Source organism: Caballeronia sp. BR00000012568055 (genome assembly GCF_029439455.1).
Taxonomy (GTDB): Bacteria; Pseudomonadota; Gammaproteobacteria; order Burkholderiales; family Burkholderiaceae; genus Caballeronia.
Genome location: NZ_JAQFVG010000314.1, coordinates 44,652 through 58,035 on the forward strand (window position 1 = coordinate 44,652; position 13,384 = coordinate 58,035).

The following is a 13,384-nucleotide window of genomic DNA, read 5'->3' on the forward strand; positions in this document are numbered from 1 at the left end:
GCCAAGCAATGAGCGAGCCCAACCTTTCATGACCGACGAGACTCTCCTCAGTTCCGATTATTCGAACTACGCATCACGCGCTTACCTGGCGCGTCCCGAACTGGCGGCGAACATCGCTCAATGGCGCGACGCGCCGATCACACGCGAGTGGATCGAGTCGCGCCTCGATTCGCTTGGCGAACTCTGCACCGAAACCGGCGTGCTGAACGAAGCCGCGCTCAAGACCGCGCTGCGCCGCCTGCGCACCGAAGTCTTCTGCACGGTGATGGAGCGCGATCTGGCCGGAACCGCGAGCGTCGCCGAAGTCACCGGCGCCATGACCGATCTCGCCGAAGCGACCATTCAGCGCGCGCTCGCGGTGTTATCGGCGGATCTGGAAGCCTTGTTCGGCGAGCCGCGCGGACCGAACGGCGAACGGCTGACGCTGGGCGTGGTCGGTATGGGCAAGCTCGGGGGACGCGAGCTTAACGCATCGTCGGATATCGATCTGATATTTATTTATGAAGACGATGGCGAAACCGCTGGCGGCACGCGTTCGCCATTGACCACGCAGGAATTCTTCACACGGCTTGGACGGCGGCTGATCGGCGCGCTGGCGGAAATCACGCAGGACGGCTATGTGTTTCGAGTCGATATGCGGCTGCGGCCCAATGGCGATTCCGGCCCGCTGGTGTGCAGTCTCGGCATGCTCGAAGAGTATTTCTACGTGCAGGGTCGCGAGTGGGAACGCTATGCGTGGATCAAGGGGCGCGTGGTTTCGGAGCGCGAGAGCGAGTCGGCGCAACGGCTGATCAAACAACTCGAATCGATCGCGACGCCGTTTATCTATCGACGCTATCTCGACTACGGCGTGATCGCGGCGATCCGCTCGCTGCACTTGCAGATTCGGCAGGAAGCGCGTCGGCGTGCGTCGATGCGTCCCGACAAAGCCGACGATATCAAGCTCGGTCGCGGCGGTATCCGCGAGATCGAATTCAGTGCGCAGGTATTTCAGTTGATTCGCGGCGGACAAGCAGCGGATTTTCGTATCCGTCCGACGCTTGCCGTGCTCGCGCGTGCCGCGGCGCATGGGCTGTTGGCGACGTCGGTGTGTGACTCGCTGACGGAGGCGTATTTGTTTTTGCGGACCATCGAGCATCGGCTGCAATATCGCAACGACGCGCAAACGCACGCCATGCCGGTCGCGGACGATGAACGTCTGCTGCTCGCCAGGTCGCTCGGTTTTGCCGATTACGCCGCGCTGATGGCGAAGCTCGATGCGCATCGCAATTTCGTCGAGCAGCAGTTCGACGAGATTTTCGCGGACAAAGTCGGCGGCGAGAACGGCTGCGGCGTTGCGGAAGATTCGGCGGCATCGCAAATCTGGAGCAGCGCGCTTGCGGACGATTCCGCGCAGGAAGAACTCGGCGCGCGTTTGATGGAACTCGGCTTCGCCAATCCCGCGCCGGTGCTCGCGCGTCTGACCGCCGTGTGGAATTCGTCGCGCTACAACAGTCTGGCCGAGCACAGCCGCGAGCGCTTCGACGTGGTCGCACAGCGCGCTTTGGAAGCCGCGCAATCCGTCGATGCCCCGCGCCGTGGCGAGACCATCGCGCGTCTGTTCGATCTGCTCGAAGCCATCGGCAAACGCGGCGCGTATCTCGCGTTGCTGACGGAATATCCGGCGGCGCTGGAGCGCGTGCTGTCGGTGTTGTCGGGATCGAAATGGGCGTCGGGATATTTGATTCGCCATCCGCAATTGCTCGACGAATTACTCGACGATGAAGCCATCGCTAGCCCGTTCGACTGGGAGCAATTCAGGCGTTCGCTGACCGCGCGGCTGACGGCGGCTGAAGATGCGGAACATCAGATGGACTTGCTGCGGCATATGCACCAGGCCGAAGTGTTCCGCATTCTGCTGATCGATCTGGCGGGGCATCTGAGCGTCGAACATGTGAGCGATCGTCTCTCCGAACTCGCGGATGTCGTGCTCGATGTGACCGTGCAAACCGTGTGGAAGCATTTCCCGAAGCGTCATATCGACGTGCCGCGTTTTTCGGTGATTGCGTACGGCAAGCTCGGCGGCAAGGAACTCGGGTACGCGTCCGATCTCGACCTGATCTTCCTCTACGACGATCCGCACGATTCCGCTTCGGACATCTACACGTCGTTCGCGCGCCGCCTGATTACGTGGCTCACCGCCGCGACCGGCGCAGGCACCTTATTCGATGTCGATTTGCGCCTGCGTCCGAACGGCGAATCGGGCCTGCTGGTGACGGACCTCGATTCGTTCCGCCGCTATCAAATCCGCGAAGGCGATGCCGCGAATACCGCGTGGGTCTGGGAGCATCAGGCGCTGTCACGCGCGCGTTATTGCGCGGGCGATACGGCCATCGGCGCGGCCTTCGAATCCATCCGCGCCGACGTCCTCACGATGGAACGCGACGCGCCGACGCTCGCACGCGAAGTCGCCGCGATGCGCGAGAAAGTGGCGGCGGGGCATCCGAATCGCAGCGAACTGTTCGATCTCAAGCACGATCGCGGCGGCATGGTGGATATCGAATTTATCGTGCAGTACTGGGTATTGTTGCATTCGCGCGAGCATCGGGAATTCGTGCGCAACGCGGGGAATATCACGCTGCTGAAGATCGCGGCGCGTAGCGGGTTAATTACCGAAGCGGAGGCCGAGTCGATTGGCGCGGTGTATCGGCACTATCGGAAGTTGCAGCACACGTTGCGGCTCGATGGCATGGAAAAAGCGCGCGTGGTGCCGGACGTGGTTGAAGGCGAGCGGGAAGCGGTGAAGGCGTTGTGGGCGCGGGTGTTTGGGGAATAAGGCATTTCAGAATCCGACGCTTGCGGGTCAAGATTTAAGCTTATATAGGTAGTCTGCCTGCTTGCGCTGATGCTGCCGTGCCATACTGAACGATCGTCCGTTTTTAGTGCTCTGTTATGTCCGAACACATCTCAATCGCCGTTGCCACGCCCACGCATCGAGGGCTTTTCTCGGCGTCGTATGTCCGTGGCGTGTGGGGGTTGCAAAGCGCGTGTATTCAGCGCGGTATTCCGGTCGAATTGCTGATCCTTTCCAATCTCACGATGGTGGATCGCGCGCGCAACTTGCTCACGAGTTTCTTTCTGCATCGCACGCAATTCAGCCACATGCTCTTCCTCGATGACGATATGGGTTTTGTCGTCGAAGATCTGATGCGCATGTTCGAGTGGCCGCAATACGACGTAATCGCGGCCATGTACGGCAGTAAGAATATCGACTGGGCGCGCGTAAAAGAAGCGGTGCTCAGGCATCCCGAAGTCGATCCATCGCAACTGGCGCAAGTGGCCGGCCGGACCGAAGGCATGTACACCTTTCTCCGCGATTCCGACCGCGCCGCCGATGCCCTGCATGCGCCCATGCCCGTGAGCGAAATCGGCACCGGTGTGATGCTGATCTCACGTGCTTGCCTGGAAAGGCTGGTTGCCGCAGGTATTCCGTCGGCGGCGCCGAACGCGGAATCGGACTTTCCGGTGCACGAGTTCTTCCGGCAGAAGGTGATCGACGGCCGGCTCGTCGGCGAGGACTTCTACTTCTGCAATCTGGTGCGTGAATACGGTGGCACGGTGTATGGATGCGCGTGGCCGCGCATCGTGCATAGCGGACCGTATGATTTTGTCAGCAACATTCAGGCAATTGAGTCGCTGTCCTGACTGCCGAGCAAGCTCTCGATAATCCGTTGCTTGAGCATGCTCGCCTCCTGAAAGCGCGCGTTATGGTCGAGTACGCGCGCGAACAGCATGGCTTGATCGATCGTGGTGATTTCTTGCGGCTTCAGCCCATCGATCCGCGCGCGATCCGCATATCGCCAGTAAAAATCGCCGACGCTTGGATTGCACCATTTGTGCCACGGCTTCACGCTATCGACGAAATGGAGCACGGCCAATCCGCTTTCCGATAACACGCTGTCGAATTGTGCTTCGGTGATATCGAACGCGGAAATTTGCCGGTTCCATTTCACGTCGAGCGTAATTTTTCTGCCTTCCGCATATTTATTAATCACGCATTGATCCGGCCACGCCAATTCATTCTCGTATTCGCAATAGATGGCCTTGGCTTTCTCGAGCATGTTGTCGTTTCGAAGCGCGTCGAGATTCATCAGCAACATGCCGGAATTCAGATACGGATCGCCGCATTGTCGCGGAACTCTGCTTGATTGCGCGCCGGCCGGATCGGGGACGCCGGCCAATAGATTGTTTCCGAGATCGACGGCGTGCAGCGCGGCGAGGTCGGATAGAACCAGCGTGTCTGCATCGAGATAAATGGCGCGCGGTTCGTGAATCAAAGACGGAATCAGCAACCGGAGATACATCGCTTGCGAAAAGTGATGCGATGCTTTCCATGCGCTGAATTCGCCGGGCTCAACCGGCCGCAATTCGACTTCCACTTCGAGATTCGCAGCAACTGGCGCGATGTGCTCCAGGTCATCGGCTGGAATGACCCAGACAATCCGCAATGCCGAACGGGAATGAAGCGCGAGCGAATACGTGGAAACCGCAGCGTAATGCGCGTAATTCCGATCAAACGAATAAACCACCGTAATCATGTGATTCCGATATAACCGTGGCGCGATCACGCCGCCAGCATTTCCTTCGCATGCTTGCGCGTGGTCGCGGTAATTTCCAACCCGCCAAGCATCCGCGCCACTTCTTCGATGCGCTTCGACTTATCCAGCGGCGTGACGCTGCTGACCGTGCCGCCCGCATCGTCCGATGCTTTGGCCACCTGAAAATGCTGATCGCCGCGCGCGGCCACCTGTGGCAAATGCGTGACGCACAGCACTTGCCGGTCACGCCCGAGTTGATGCAGAAGACGCCCGACCACTTCCGCCACGCCACCGCCGATACCCGTATCCACTTCGTCGAAGATCAGCGTGGGCGTGGGACTCGCGGTGCTCGCGATCACGGCGAGCGCGAGACTGATCCGCGCCAGTTCGCCGCCTGACGCGACTTTGGCCAGCGGTCGCAACGCCACGCCCGCGTGACCCGCGACGCGGAATTCGATCTGCTCTAATCCATTCGCGCCGCCCTCGCTGAGCGGCACGAGCGCGACGTCGAAACTGCCGCCTGCCATCGACAATTCCTGCATGCCTTCGGTGACGGCTTTCGACAGCGCTTTTGCTGCTTTGGCGCGTGCCTTCGATAGCGTTTTCGCTTCCTTGTCGTAGGCGTTACGCGCTTTCTCTGCCGCGGCGTTCAACGCATCCAGATCGGCGGCGGCATCGAGTTCGGCGAGTTGACGGCGGCGCGCTTCGTGTTCCTCGGGCAGCGTTTCCGGCTGAAGGCGGAATTTGCGCGCCGTCGAATGCAGTTGCTCCATGCGCTTTTCGACTTGCGCGAGACGGTCCGGATCGAGTTCCAGACGCTGTGCATAGTGCGACAGCGAATACGACGCTTCCTGTAACTGAATTTCCGCTGGCTCCAAAGCAGCAAGCACATCGTTCAAGGCGGGATCGATATCAGCTAGGCCGCGCAGCTTCGAAATGATCGCGCCGAGTTGCGAAATCATCGCTTCATCGGATTCGGAGAGCGCGCCGAGCGCAGCTTGCACGCCATCGATCAGACTCGCCGAATGCGACAGCCGATGATGCTCCGCGCTCACTTCTTCCCACTCGCCCGTTTGCGGTGCGAGCTTGTCGAATTCGCTCAATTGCCACGCGAGACGTTCGCGTTCCAGTTGCAGTTCGCGGTCGCGGCTTTGCGCTTCGTCCACCGCGTGTTGCGCGTCGCGCCACGTGCGCCATGCGCGATTCACCGTGTTCGCGGTATCGAGCAAACCGGCGTGTGTATCGAACAATTCGCGTTGGGCGTCGGGGCGCATCAGCAATTGATGCGCGTGCTGGCCGTGGATATCGACGAGCATTTCGCCGACTTCGCGTAATTGCGTGAGCGTAGCCGGCGTGCCGTTGATAAACGCCCGCGAACGTCCGCCCGAATCGATGACCCGGCGCAGCATCACCAGATCGCCGTCCTGCGATAACGCGTGTTCTTCGAGCCAGCGCGTCACTTGCTCGTGCGTCGAAAACTCCGCGGTGATGTCGGCGCGCGGCTGGCCGGTGCGTACCACGCTTGCGTCGCCACGTGCGCCTAAGGTGAGCGCGAGGGCATCGATCAAAATGGATTTGCCTGCGCCGGTTTCACCCGAAAAAACCGTAAAACCGGAATCAAACTCGATATCCAGCGTGGCAACAATGACGAAGTCTCGAATCGACAGATGACGGAGCATGGACGCGTAGGAAAGGGAATTCGGATGAACGAATCAGCCGGCCGTGTCTTGCGACGGATGCTCGTTCCAATGCAGTTTCTTGCGCAGCGTGGCGTACGTGCTGTAGCCGACCGGATGCAGCACCGGCACGGTATGCCGCGAACGCCGCACTTCGATTGAATCGTTCAGTTCGACGGCGGTGAACGACTGCATGTCGAAGTTCACGTTGACGTCGCGCCCGCCGATGATCTGAATGGTCACCTTGGAGTCGTCGGGCAGCACGATCGGCCGGTTGGAGAGCGAATGCGGCGCGATCGGCACCAGCACGAAGCCCTGCAATTGTGGATGCAGAATCGGTCCCGCCGATGACAGCGCGTACGCCGTCGAACCCGTGGGCGTGGCAACGATCAGCCCGTCCGAGCGCTGGTTGTACATAAAGTGGCCGTCCACCGAGACGCGCAGTTCCGCCATGCCCGAAAAACCGCTGCGGTTAACGACGACGTCGTTGAAGGCGAGCGCGTGGTAGATCGGTTTGTCGTCCCGCACGATGCGCGCTTCGAGCAGCGTGCGTTCTTCGCGTTCGAATTGGCCGCCGAGCATAAGCAGGACGATTTCGCGCATATCGGCGAGCGCAATGTCGGTGATAAAGCCGAGCCGCCCGTGATTCACGCCGATCAGCGGCGTCTTGTATGGCGCAAGCTGGCGTCCGACGCCGAGCATGGTGCCGTCGCCGCCGAGCACGACGGCCACATCCGCGCGCGCGCCGATTTCCGCCACCGACAGCGCCGGGTAATCACTGACGCCGACATCCTTGGCCGTGCCCGCTTCGAACACGACTTCGAAGCCTTCTTTCGCAATGAGATCGGCGAGCGAGCGCAACGGCGCTTCGATGCCCGGTGTGTTGGTGCGCCCGACGAGCGCGACGGTCTTGAATTGGCCAATTTCCATGCCGGCATTACACCATAGGTAAAAGCCTAAATGAACCTCGAGCGATGCCTGACGCACACGCCGTCATCCGATGCGCGGGCACGCCCGTTGTTTCTGGCTAGAATGGAACGAACGATCAACTCCGCGCAGCTCGTGAAGAACGGCCTGGCGCGCCGCTTCCGGACCCGTTGCGTTAAACTTTGCCCATGCTAGACCCACGTGCACAAACCCTCCTCAAGACACTGATCGAGCGATACATCGCCGAAGGTCAGCCGGTCGGTTCGCGCACGTTATCACGGCATTCCGGGCTGGAGCTGAGCCCCGCGACCATCCGCAACGTCATGTCCGATCTCGAGGACCTCGGGCTGGTCGCAAGTCCGCACACTTCCGCCGGGCGCATTCCCACGCCGCGTGGGTATCGACTGTTCGTCGATACCATGCTGACCGTCGAAGCGCCGCGCGACGAAGCCATGACCACGGCAGTCAAGACGCGTCTGCAAGGCGAGGAGCCGCAGAAGATCGTCGCGGCGGCCGCCAGCGTGCTCTCCAGTCTGTCCTCGTTCGCGGGCGTCATCCTCACGCCGCGCCGTAGTCACATGTTCAAGCAGATCGAGTTCATGCGGCTGTCGGACAAGCGTATTCTGCTCATCATCGTCACACCGGAAGGCGACGTGCAGAACCGGATGATGGCCACCCAGCGCGATTATTCGCCCTCGCAGCTCACCGAAGCGTCCAACTATATCAACGCGCATTTCGCGGGCCTGTCCTTTGACGAAGTACGCCGCCGACTGCGCGAGGAAATCGATCAGTTGCGCGGTGACATGACCGCGCTGATGCAGGCGGCAGTCGTCGCCAGCACCGCCGAGACCGATCCCGGCGAGACCGTTTTGATTTCCGGCGAGCGCAATCTGCTCGAAGTCGCGGACCTTTCGTCCGATATGGCGCGGCTGCGCAAACTGTTCGATTTGTTCGATCAAAAAACTAGCCTCCTGCAATTGCTGGATGTGTCGAGTCACGCGCAGGGCGTGCAGATCTTCATCGGCGGAGAATCGAATCTCGTGCCGATCGAAGAAATGAGCGTGGTGACCGCGCCATACGAAGTGAACGGCAAGATCGTCGGCACGCTCGGCGTGATCGGGCCGACGCGCATGGCGTACAACCGCGTCATTCCGATCGTCGATATCACCGCGCGTCTGCTGTCGATGTCGCTCAGCAGTCAATGAGCGGTCAATAAGGCATTTATCTTGCAGCCTGGCGCAATCGCGCGCCACTAGGCCGTTCGGCTAATGATGCGGTTTTCGGCGCGTCGCTATAATGGTTTTCACTTTATCGACGACACCGCGCGGCGGCCTTCCTTTATGCGTTTCGACCTCGAGTTGCCTTCGCAGCCTAGCGCTTCCCATCGCGTGGCCGTGCTGCTGATCAACCTCGGCACGCCGGACGCGCCCACGCCGCGAGCGGTGCGCAAATATCTCGCGCAGTTTCTATCCGATCCGCGTGTGGTCGAAATTCCCGCGCTCGTCTGGCAGATCATTTTGCGCGGCGCGATTCTGCCGTTCCGCAGCCGCGCATCGGCGAAAAAATATGCGCAGGTGTGGATGCCGGAAGGCTCGCCTTTGCGCGTCTACACCGAAAAACAGGTCGATGGCTTGCGGCGGCTGTTCGCGGCCAACGACTATCAGGTGATCGTCGAATACGCGATGCGTTACGGCACGCCGGGCATCGGCGCGATGCTCAATCAGTTGAAGCTCGAAGGCGCGGACCGCATTCTGCTGCTGCCGATGTATCCGCAATACTCGTCGTCCACCACCGCGACCGCGTTCGACGACGCCTTCACCGCGCTCAAGCGCGTCCGCACGCAGCCCGAAATCCGCACGATTCGCCATTACGCCGACCATCCCGCCTACATTTCCGCGCTCGCCGATCACGTTCGCGATTACTGGAAACATCACGGCGCGCCGGATTTCGCGGCGGGCGACAAACTCGTGTTGAGTTTTCACGGCGTGCCCAAACGTACGATGGACCTGGGCGATCCGTATCACGATCAATGTCAGATCACTGGCGCGCTGCTGGCCACGGCGCTCAATTTGTCGCCGGTGGAATGCCGCGTCACGTTTCAATCGCGATTCGGCCGCGCGGAGTGGCTTCAGCCGTACACCGCGCCGACGCTCGCGGAACTCGGCGCGGGCGGCGTGTCGCGCGTGGACGTGTTTTGTCCCGGCTTCACGGCGGATTGTCTGGAAACGATCGAGGAAATCGGCATCGAAGTGCGCGACGAGTTCCTTAAGGCGGGTGGCAAGCATTTCCATCGCATTCCTTGCGTGAACGCGTCGCCGGTGTGGATCAAGGCGCTGGGGGAGATCGCAGCGCAGCATTTGCAGGGCTGGCCGGTGCATGCGCCGCAGCCGCTGACGGTGGCCGCGTGAGCATCGAATAATTGAGCAGTCACGGATGAACTACAAGATTTCGACGGAACCCGGTGCGCGTTTGCGTATCGATAAGTGGTTGTGGGCGGCGCGCTTTTTCAAGACGCGCTCGCTCGCCAGCGACGCGGTGGAGAAAGGCCGCGTGAAGATCGGCGGCGCGAATGTGAAGCCGTCCAAGGACGTGCGCGTAGGCGATATCGTGGAAATTGATATCGAGCGGATTGTCTGGCAGGTCGAAGTGCTCGGCCTGTGCGATGTGCGCGGGCCCGCGCCGGTCGCGCAGACGCTTTACGCCGAAACGGAGGACGGACGCGCCAAACGCATGGCCGAAGCCGAGCGCCGCAAGACGTTCCGCGAGCCCGCAGCCGGCATGCAGGGCAGGCCGACCAAGCGGGACCGCCGCGTTATCGACAAATTTTCAGGTTCGGATTGAAGTAGCGTTCCATGGTCGCGTGAATGCCGCCGTACTCGGTCGTACGGTCGGTCACAGCGCCAGATACGCAAATGGTGGTCGTTCCTGCAACCAGTACCAGAGCGACCACCGCGATAGCAAAGGTCAGTTTCATGGCACCCCCGGAAACGGGTAAATCCGCATGATTGCGGATCAGGAAACGGGCAAAGGCTCAGCGGTTGAAAAGCATTCGTAGGCTTAGGGTTAACCTGCGCCTTCGACGCTTAATTCGAAGTGTAGGCGAGGGTATCGATTCCCTCAATCTGAATTTGCGCAGTGCGGCGAAATGCGCGTTACTGATTGTTTCTGTTGGTTTTTCGCCGCAGAAGTGTCACTTAAGCGCAAAAGACGGCGCAGAGATTTCGTCGTAAAAATTGCCTGTCGAAGTCTTGAAATCGCGCGCCGCCGCCCCAATTTCCGCCGCTAGTGCGAAAAAGCGCAGAGACAGGTCTCAGCCGCTGCCACAATCCACACCGGTCCGCGAAGATGCAACACGCTTCGCATCCGATTCATTCACCGCAACAGATATTCAGCGACATGGAAAACACGCAAGAGAATCCAGCGAGCCAGAACCCGACGCCCGCCGACGAAACCGCGCGCCAGGCCGCCGACCCGACTCAGGCAAACGCGCAGGCCAACGCTCAAGGCGCGCCCGCCGACGGCGCCGTGCCGCCGCAAGCCGATCCGAACGAAGCCGAAGCTCAGCTTGCCGAAGCGCAACTGAAAATCGCCGCGCTTCAGGAGGAGTTCCTGCGCGCCAAGGCGGAAACCGAAAACGTGCGCCGACGCGGTCAGGAAGACGTGCAGAAGGCGCATAAATTCGCCATCGAAAATTTCGCGGAGAACCTGCTGCCGGTGCTCGACAGCCTGGAAGCGGCGCTGGCCGACCAGTCGAGCGATGTGGCCAAGGTGCGCGAAGGCGTCGAACTGACCTTGAAGCAACTGACCGGCGCGCTGGAAAAGGGCCGCGTCGTCGCGCTCAATCCGGTCGGCGAGAAATTCGACCCGCATCGCCATCAGGCAATTTCGATGGTGCCCGCCGAGCAGGACGCCAACACCGTCGTCACCGTGCTGCAAAAGGGCTACGTGATCGCGGATCGCGTGTTGCGTCCGGCGCTGGTCACCGTCGCTGCACCCAAGTAAGACGCGAATGCCGGCGTCGCGCCGCTTTTGATGGCGGCGGGCGGGAAAATCGCTGTCGCGGAACAAAAAAGTTATAGACCGCATCGCTTTCAGGGTCTTGAAATCGAATTTGGCGGGCTTATCTTGCGTACAGGTATGAATTTTGGGCGTTCGGCCCGGTAATCGGCGACTCAGAAGAGCGCGGGGTGAGCAAAATCACCCGCCGCAACGCCACTGCGATCAAAGTTAGGAGAGGGATAAAAAATGGGCAAAATCATCGGTATCGACCTCGGCACCACGAACTCGTGCGTGGCGCTGATGGAAGGTAATTCGGTCAAGGTTATCGAAAACTCGGAAGGTGCACGCACCACGCCGTCGATCATCGCTTATATGGACGACAACGAAATTCTCGTTGGCGCGCCGGCCAAGCGTCAGTCGGTCACGAATCCGCGCAACACGCTGTACGCAGTCAAGCGCCTGATCGGCCGCCGCTTCGAAGAAAAGGAAGTGCAGAAGGACATCAACCTGATGCCCTACAAGATCGTCAAGCACGACAACGGCGATGCATGGGTCGAAGCGCATGGCAAGAACCTCGCGCCGTCGCAAGTGTCGGCCGAAGTGCTGCGCAAGATGAAGAAGACCGCTGAAGACTATCTCGGCGAGCCGGTGACGGAAGCGGTCATTACGGTTCCCGCGTACTTCAACGACAGCCAGCGTCAGGCAACCAAGGACGCAGGCCGTATCGCCGGTCTGGAAGTCAAGCGCATCATCAACGAACCGACGGCAGCGGCACTGGCTTTCGGTCTGGACAAGGCTGAAAAGGGCGACCGCAAGATCGCCGTGTTCGACCTCGGCGGCGGCACGTTCGATATCTCGATCATCGAAATCGCGGATGTGGACGGCGAAATGCAGTTCGAAGTGCTCTCGACCAACGGCGATACATTCCTCGGCGGTGAAGACTTCGACCAGCGCATCATCGATTACATCATCGGTGAGTTCAAGAAAGAGCAGGGCGTCGATCTGTCGAAGGACGTGCTCGCGCTGCAACGCCTGAAGGAAGCCGCCGAAAAGGCCAAGATCGAACTGTCATCGACGGCTCAGACCGACATCAACCTGCCGTACATCACGGCGGACGCGACCGGTCCGAAGCACTTGAACCTCAAGTTCACGCGCGCCAAGCTGGAAGCGCTGGTCGAGGAACTGATCGAGCGCACCATCGAGCCGTGCCGTATCGCGATCAAGGACGCAGGCGTGAAGGTCGGCGAAATCGACGACGTGATTCTCGTCGGCGGTATGACGCGTATGCCGAAGGTGCAGGAGAAGGTGAAGGAATTCTTCGGCAAGGACCCGCGCCGTGACGTGAACCCGGACGAAGCCGTGGCGGTTGGCGCTGCGATTCAAGGTCAGGTTCTGTCGGGCGACCGCAAGGACGTGCTGCTGCTCGACGTGACGCCTCTGTCGCTCGGCATCGAAACGCTCGGCGGCGTCATGACCAAGATGATCAACAAGAACACGACCATCCCGACGAAGCACGCGCAAGTGTATTCGACGGCGGACGACAACCAGGGCGCCGTGACCATCAAGGTGTTCCAGGGCGAGCGTGAAATGGCCGCAGGCAACAAGCTGCTCGGCGAATTCAACCTCGAAGGTATTCCGCCGGCGCCGCGTGGCACGCCGCAGATCGAAGTGACTTTCGACATCGACGCGAACGGCATCTTGCACGTCGGCGCGAAGGACAAGGCGACCGGCAAGGAAAACAAGATCACCATCAAGGCGAACTCGGGTCTGACGGACGCGGAAATCGACAAGATGGTGAAGGACGCCGAAGCGAACGCGGAAGAAGATCACAAGCTGCGTGAACTGGCCGATGCGCGTAACCAGGGCGATGCTTTGGTCCACAGCACGAAGAAGGCCGTCGCCGAGTACGGCGACAAGGTTGACGCGGCGGACAAAGAAAAGATCGAAGCGGCGCTGAAGGATCTGGAAGACGCGCTGAAGGACAACGCATCGGACAAGGCTACGCTGGACGCCAAGGTCGAAGCGCTGGCGCAGGCATCGCAGAAGCTCGGTGAGAAGATGTACGCCGACATGCAGGCACAGCAAGGCGCGGCGAACGCGGCGGCCGGTGCGGCGGGCGCGGGTGCATCGGCGGAAGCGGGCGCGAGCCAGCAGCACGACGATGTCGTCGATGCCGACTTCAAGGAAGTGAAGAAGGACTAAGCC

The 13,384-nt window shown here is 60.6% G+C and carries 10 protein-coding genes and 1 pseudogene; 7 read left to right on the forward strand and 4 right to left on the reverse strand.

Features of this window, described 5'->3' with window-relative positions:
• Nucleotides 1-4 precede the first annotated feature (4 nt).
• Together glnE and P7F28_RS24215 are read left to right on the forward strand one after the other, a co-directional pair.
• A pseudogene (glnE, locus tag P7F28_RS24210) lies at nt 5-2,815 on the forward strand (bifunctional [glutamate--ammonia ligase]-adenylyl-L-tyrosine phosphorylase/[glutamate--ammonia-ligase] adenylyltransferase); the annotation flags it as partial.
• Nucleotides 2,816-2,931: 116 nt separating this feature from the next.
• Complete coding sequence (locus P7F28_RS24215; protein ID WP_277187301.1) at nt 2,932-3,684, forward strand: hypothetical protein; 753 nt, start codon at nt 2,932-2,934, stop codon at nt 3,682-3,684.
• Here P7F28_RS24215 and P7F28_RS24220 read toward each other — a convergent pair.
• Genes P7F28_RS24220 through P7F28_RS24230 form a run of 3 tightly spaced genes read right to left on the reverse strand, consistent with a single transcriptional unit; the run spans nt 3,660 to nt 7,183 of the window.
• The gene (locus tag P7F28_RS24220; protein WP_277187302.1) at nt 3,660-4,577 is read right to left on the reverse strand and encodes a glycosyltransferase family 8 protein; all 918 of its coding nucleotides are present in this window, start codon (nt 4,575-4,577) and stop codon (nt 3,660-3,662) included. The genes P7F28_RS24215 and P7F28_RS24220 overlap by 25 nt on opposite strands.
• A gap of 26 nt (nt 4,578-4,603) precedes the next feature.
• Nucleotides 4,604-6,256 (reverse strand): DNA repair protein RecN, encoded by a 1,653-nt coding sequence (recN, locus tag P7F28_RS24225; protein WP_277187303.1) that lies wholly within the window; start codon nt 6,254-6,256, stop codon nt 4,604-4,606.
• A 33-nt stretch (nt 6,257-6,289) separates the two neighbouring features.
• The gene (locus P7F28_RS24230; protein ID WP_277187304.1) at nt 6,290-7,183 is read right to left on the reverse strand and encodes an NAD kinase; all 894 of its coding nucleotides are present in this window, start codon (nt 7,181-7,183) and stop codon (nt 6,290-6,292) included.
• Between the two features lie 185 nt (nt 7,184-7,368).
• Between P7F28_RS24230 and hrcA the strand changes: the two genes are divergently transcribed.
• The 3 genes from hrcA (at nt 7,369) to P7F28_RS24245 (ending at nt 10,021) form a co-directional block, all read left to right on the forward strand.
• Nucleotides 7,369-8,385 carry a heat-inducible transcriptional repressor HrcA gene (gene hrcA, locus P7F28_RS24235; protein WP_277187305.1) on the forward strand — a complete coding sequence of 339 codons (1,017 nt, stop codon included), beginning with the start codon at nt 7,369-7,371 and terminating at the stop codon, nt 8,383-8,385.
• A gap of 135 nt (nt 8,386-8,520) precedes the next feature.
• Entirely contained in the window at nt 8,521-9,588 is a 1,068-nt protein-coding gene (gene hemH / locus P7F28_RS24240; protein ID WP_277187306.1) for a ferrochelatase, read from the forward strand.
• Between the two features lie 25 nt (nt 9,589-9,613).
• Entirely contained in the window at nt 9,614-10,021 is a 408-nt protein-coding gene (locus P7F28_RS24245; RefSeq protein ID WP_277187307.1) for an RNA-binding S4 domain-containing protein, read from the forward strand.
• On the opposite strand, the gene P7F28_RS24250 is transcribed toward P7F28_RS24245, so the two are convergent.
• Nucleotides 9,993-10,154 carry a hypothetical protein gene (locus P7F28_RS24250; protein ID WP_277187308.1) on the reverse strand — a complete coding sequence of 54 codons (162 nt, stop codon included), beginning with the start codon at nt 10,152-10,154 and terminating at the stop codon, nt 9,993-9,995. The genes P7F28_RS24245 and P7F28_RS24250 overlap by 29 nt on opposite strands.
• 422 nt (nt 10,155-10,576) lie before the next feature.
• On the opposite strand from P7F28_RS24250, the gene grpE reads away from it, so the two are divergent.
• Nucleotides 10,577-11,182 carry a nucleotide exchange factor GrpE gene (gene grpE, locus P7F28_RS24255; RefSeq protein WP_277187309.1) on the forward strand — a complete coding sequence of 202 codons (606 nt, stop codon included), beginning with the start codon at nt 10,577-10,579 and terminating at the stop codon, nt 11,180-11,182.
• Between the two features lie 243 nt (nt 11,183-11,425).
• Nucleotides 11,426-13,381, forward strand: a complete 1,956-nt coding sequence (gene dnaK, locus P7F28_RS24260) for a molecular chaperone DnaK (protein ID WP_277187310.1) — start codon at nt 11,426-11,428, stop codon at nt 13,379-13,381.
• Nucleotides 13,382-13,384 lie beyond the last annotated feature (3 nt).

Excerpts from the sequence above, each read along its gene's own strand:
- P7F28_RS24215 (WP_277187301.1), top strand. The coding sequence starts at position 2,932 with ATGTCCGAACACATCTCAATCGCCGTTGCCACGCCCACGCATCGAGGG.
- P7F28_RS24220 (WP_277187302.1), bottom strand. The coding sequence starts at position 4,577 with ATGATTACGGTGGTTTATTCGTTTGATCGGAATTACGCGCATTACGCT.
- recN (WP_277187303.1), bottom strand. The coding sequence starts at position 6,256 with ATGCTCCGTCATCTGTCGATTCGAGACTTCGTCATTGTTGCCACGCTG.
- P7F28_RS24230 (WP_277187304.1), bottom strand. The coding sequence starts at position 7,183 with ATGGAAATTGGCCAATTCAAGACCGTCGCGCTCGTCGGGCGCACCAAC.
- hrcA (WP_277187305.1), top strand. The coding sequence starts at position 7,369 with ATGCTAGACCCACGTGCACAAACCCTCCTCAAGACACTGATCGAGCGA.
- hemH (WP_277187306.1), top strand. The coding sequence starts at position 8,521 with ATGCGTTTCGACCTCGAGTTGCCTTCGCAGCCTAGCGCTTCCCATCGC.
- P7F28_RS24245 (WP_277187307.1), top strand. The coding sequence starts at position 9,614 with ATGAACTACAAGATTTCGACGGAACCCGGTGCGCGTTTGCGTATCGAT.
- P7F28_RS24250 (WP_277187308.1), bottom strand. The coding sequence starts at position 10,154 with ATGAAACTGACCTTTGCTATCGCGGTGGTCGCTCTGGTACTGGTTGCA.
- grpE (WP_277187309.1), top strand. The coding sequence starts at position 10,577 with ATGGAAAACACGCAAGAGAATCCAGCGAGCCAGAACCCGACGCCCGCC.
- dnaK (WP_277187310.1), top strand. The coding sequence starts at position 11,426 with ATGGGCAAAATCATCGGTATCGACCTCGGCACCACGAACTCGTGCGTG.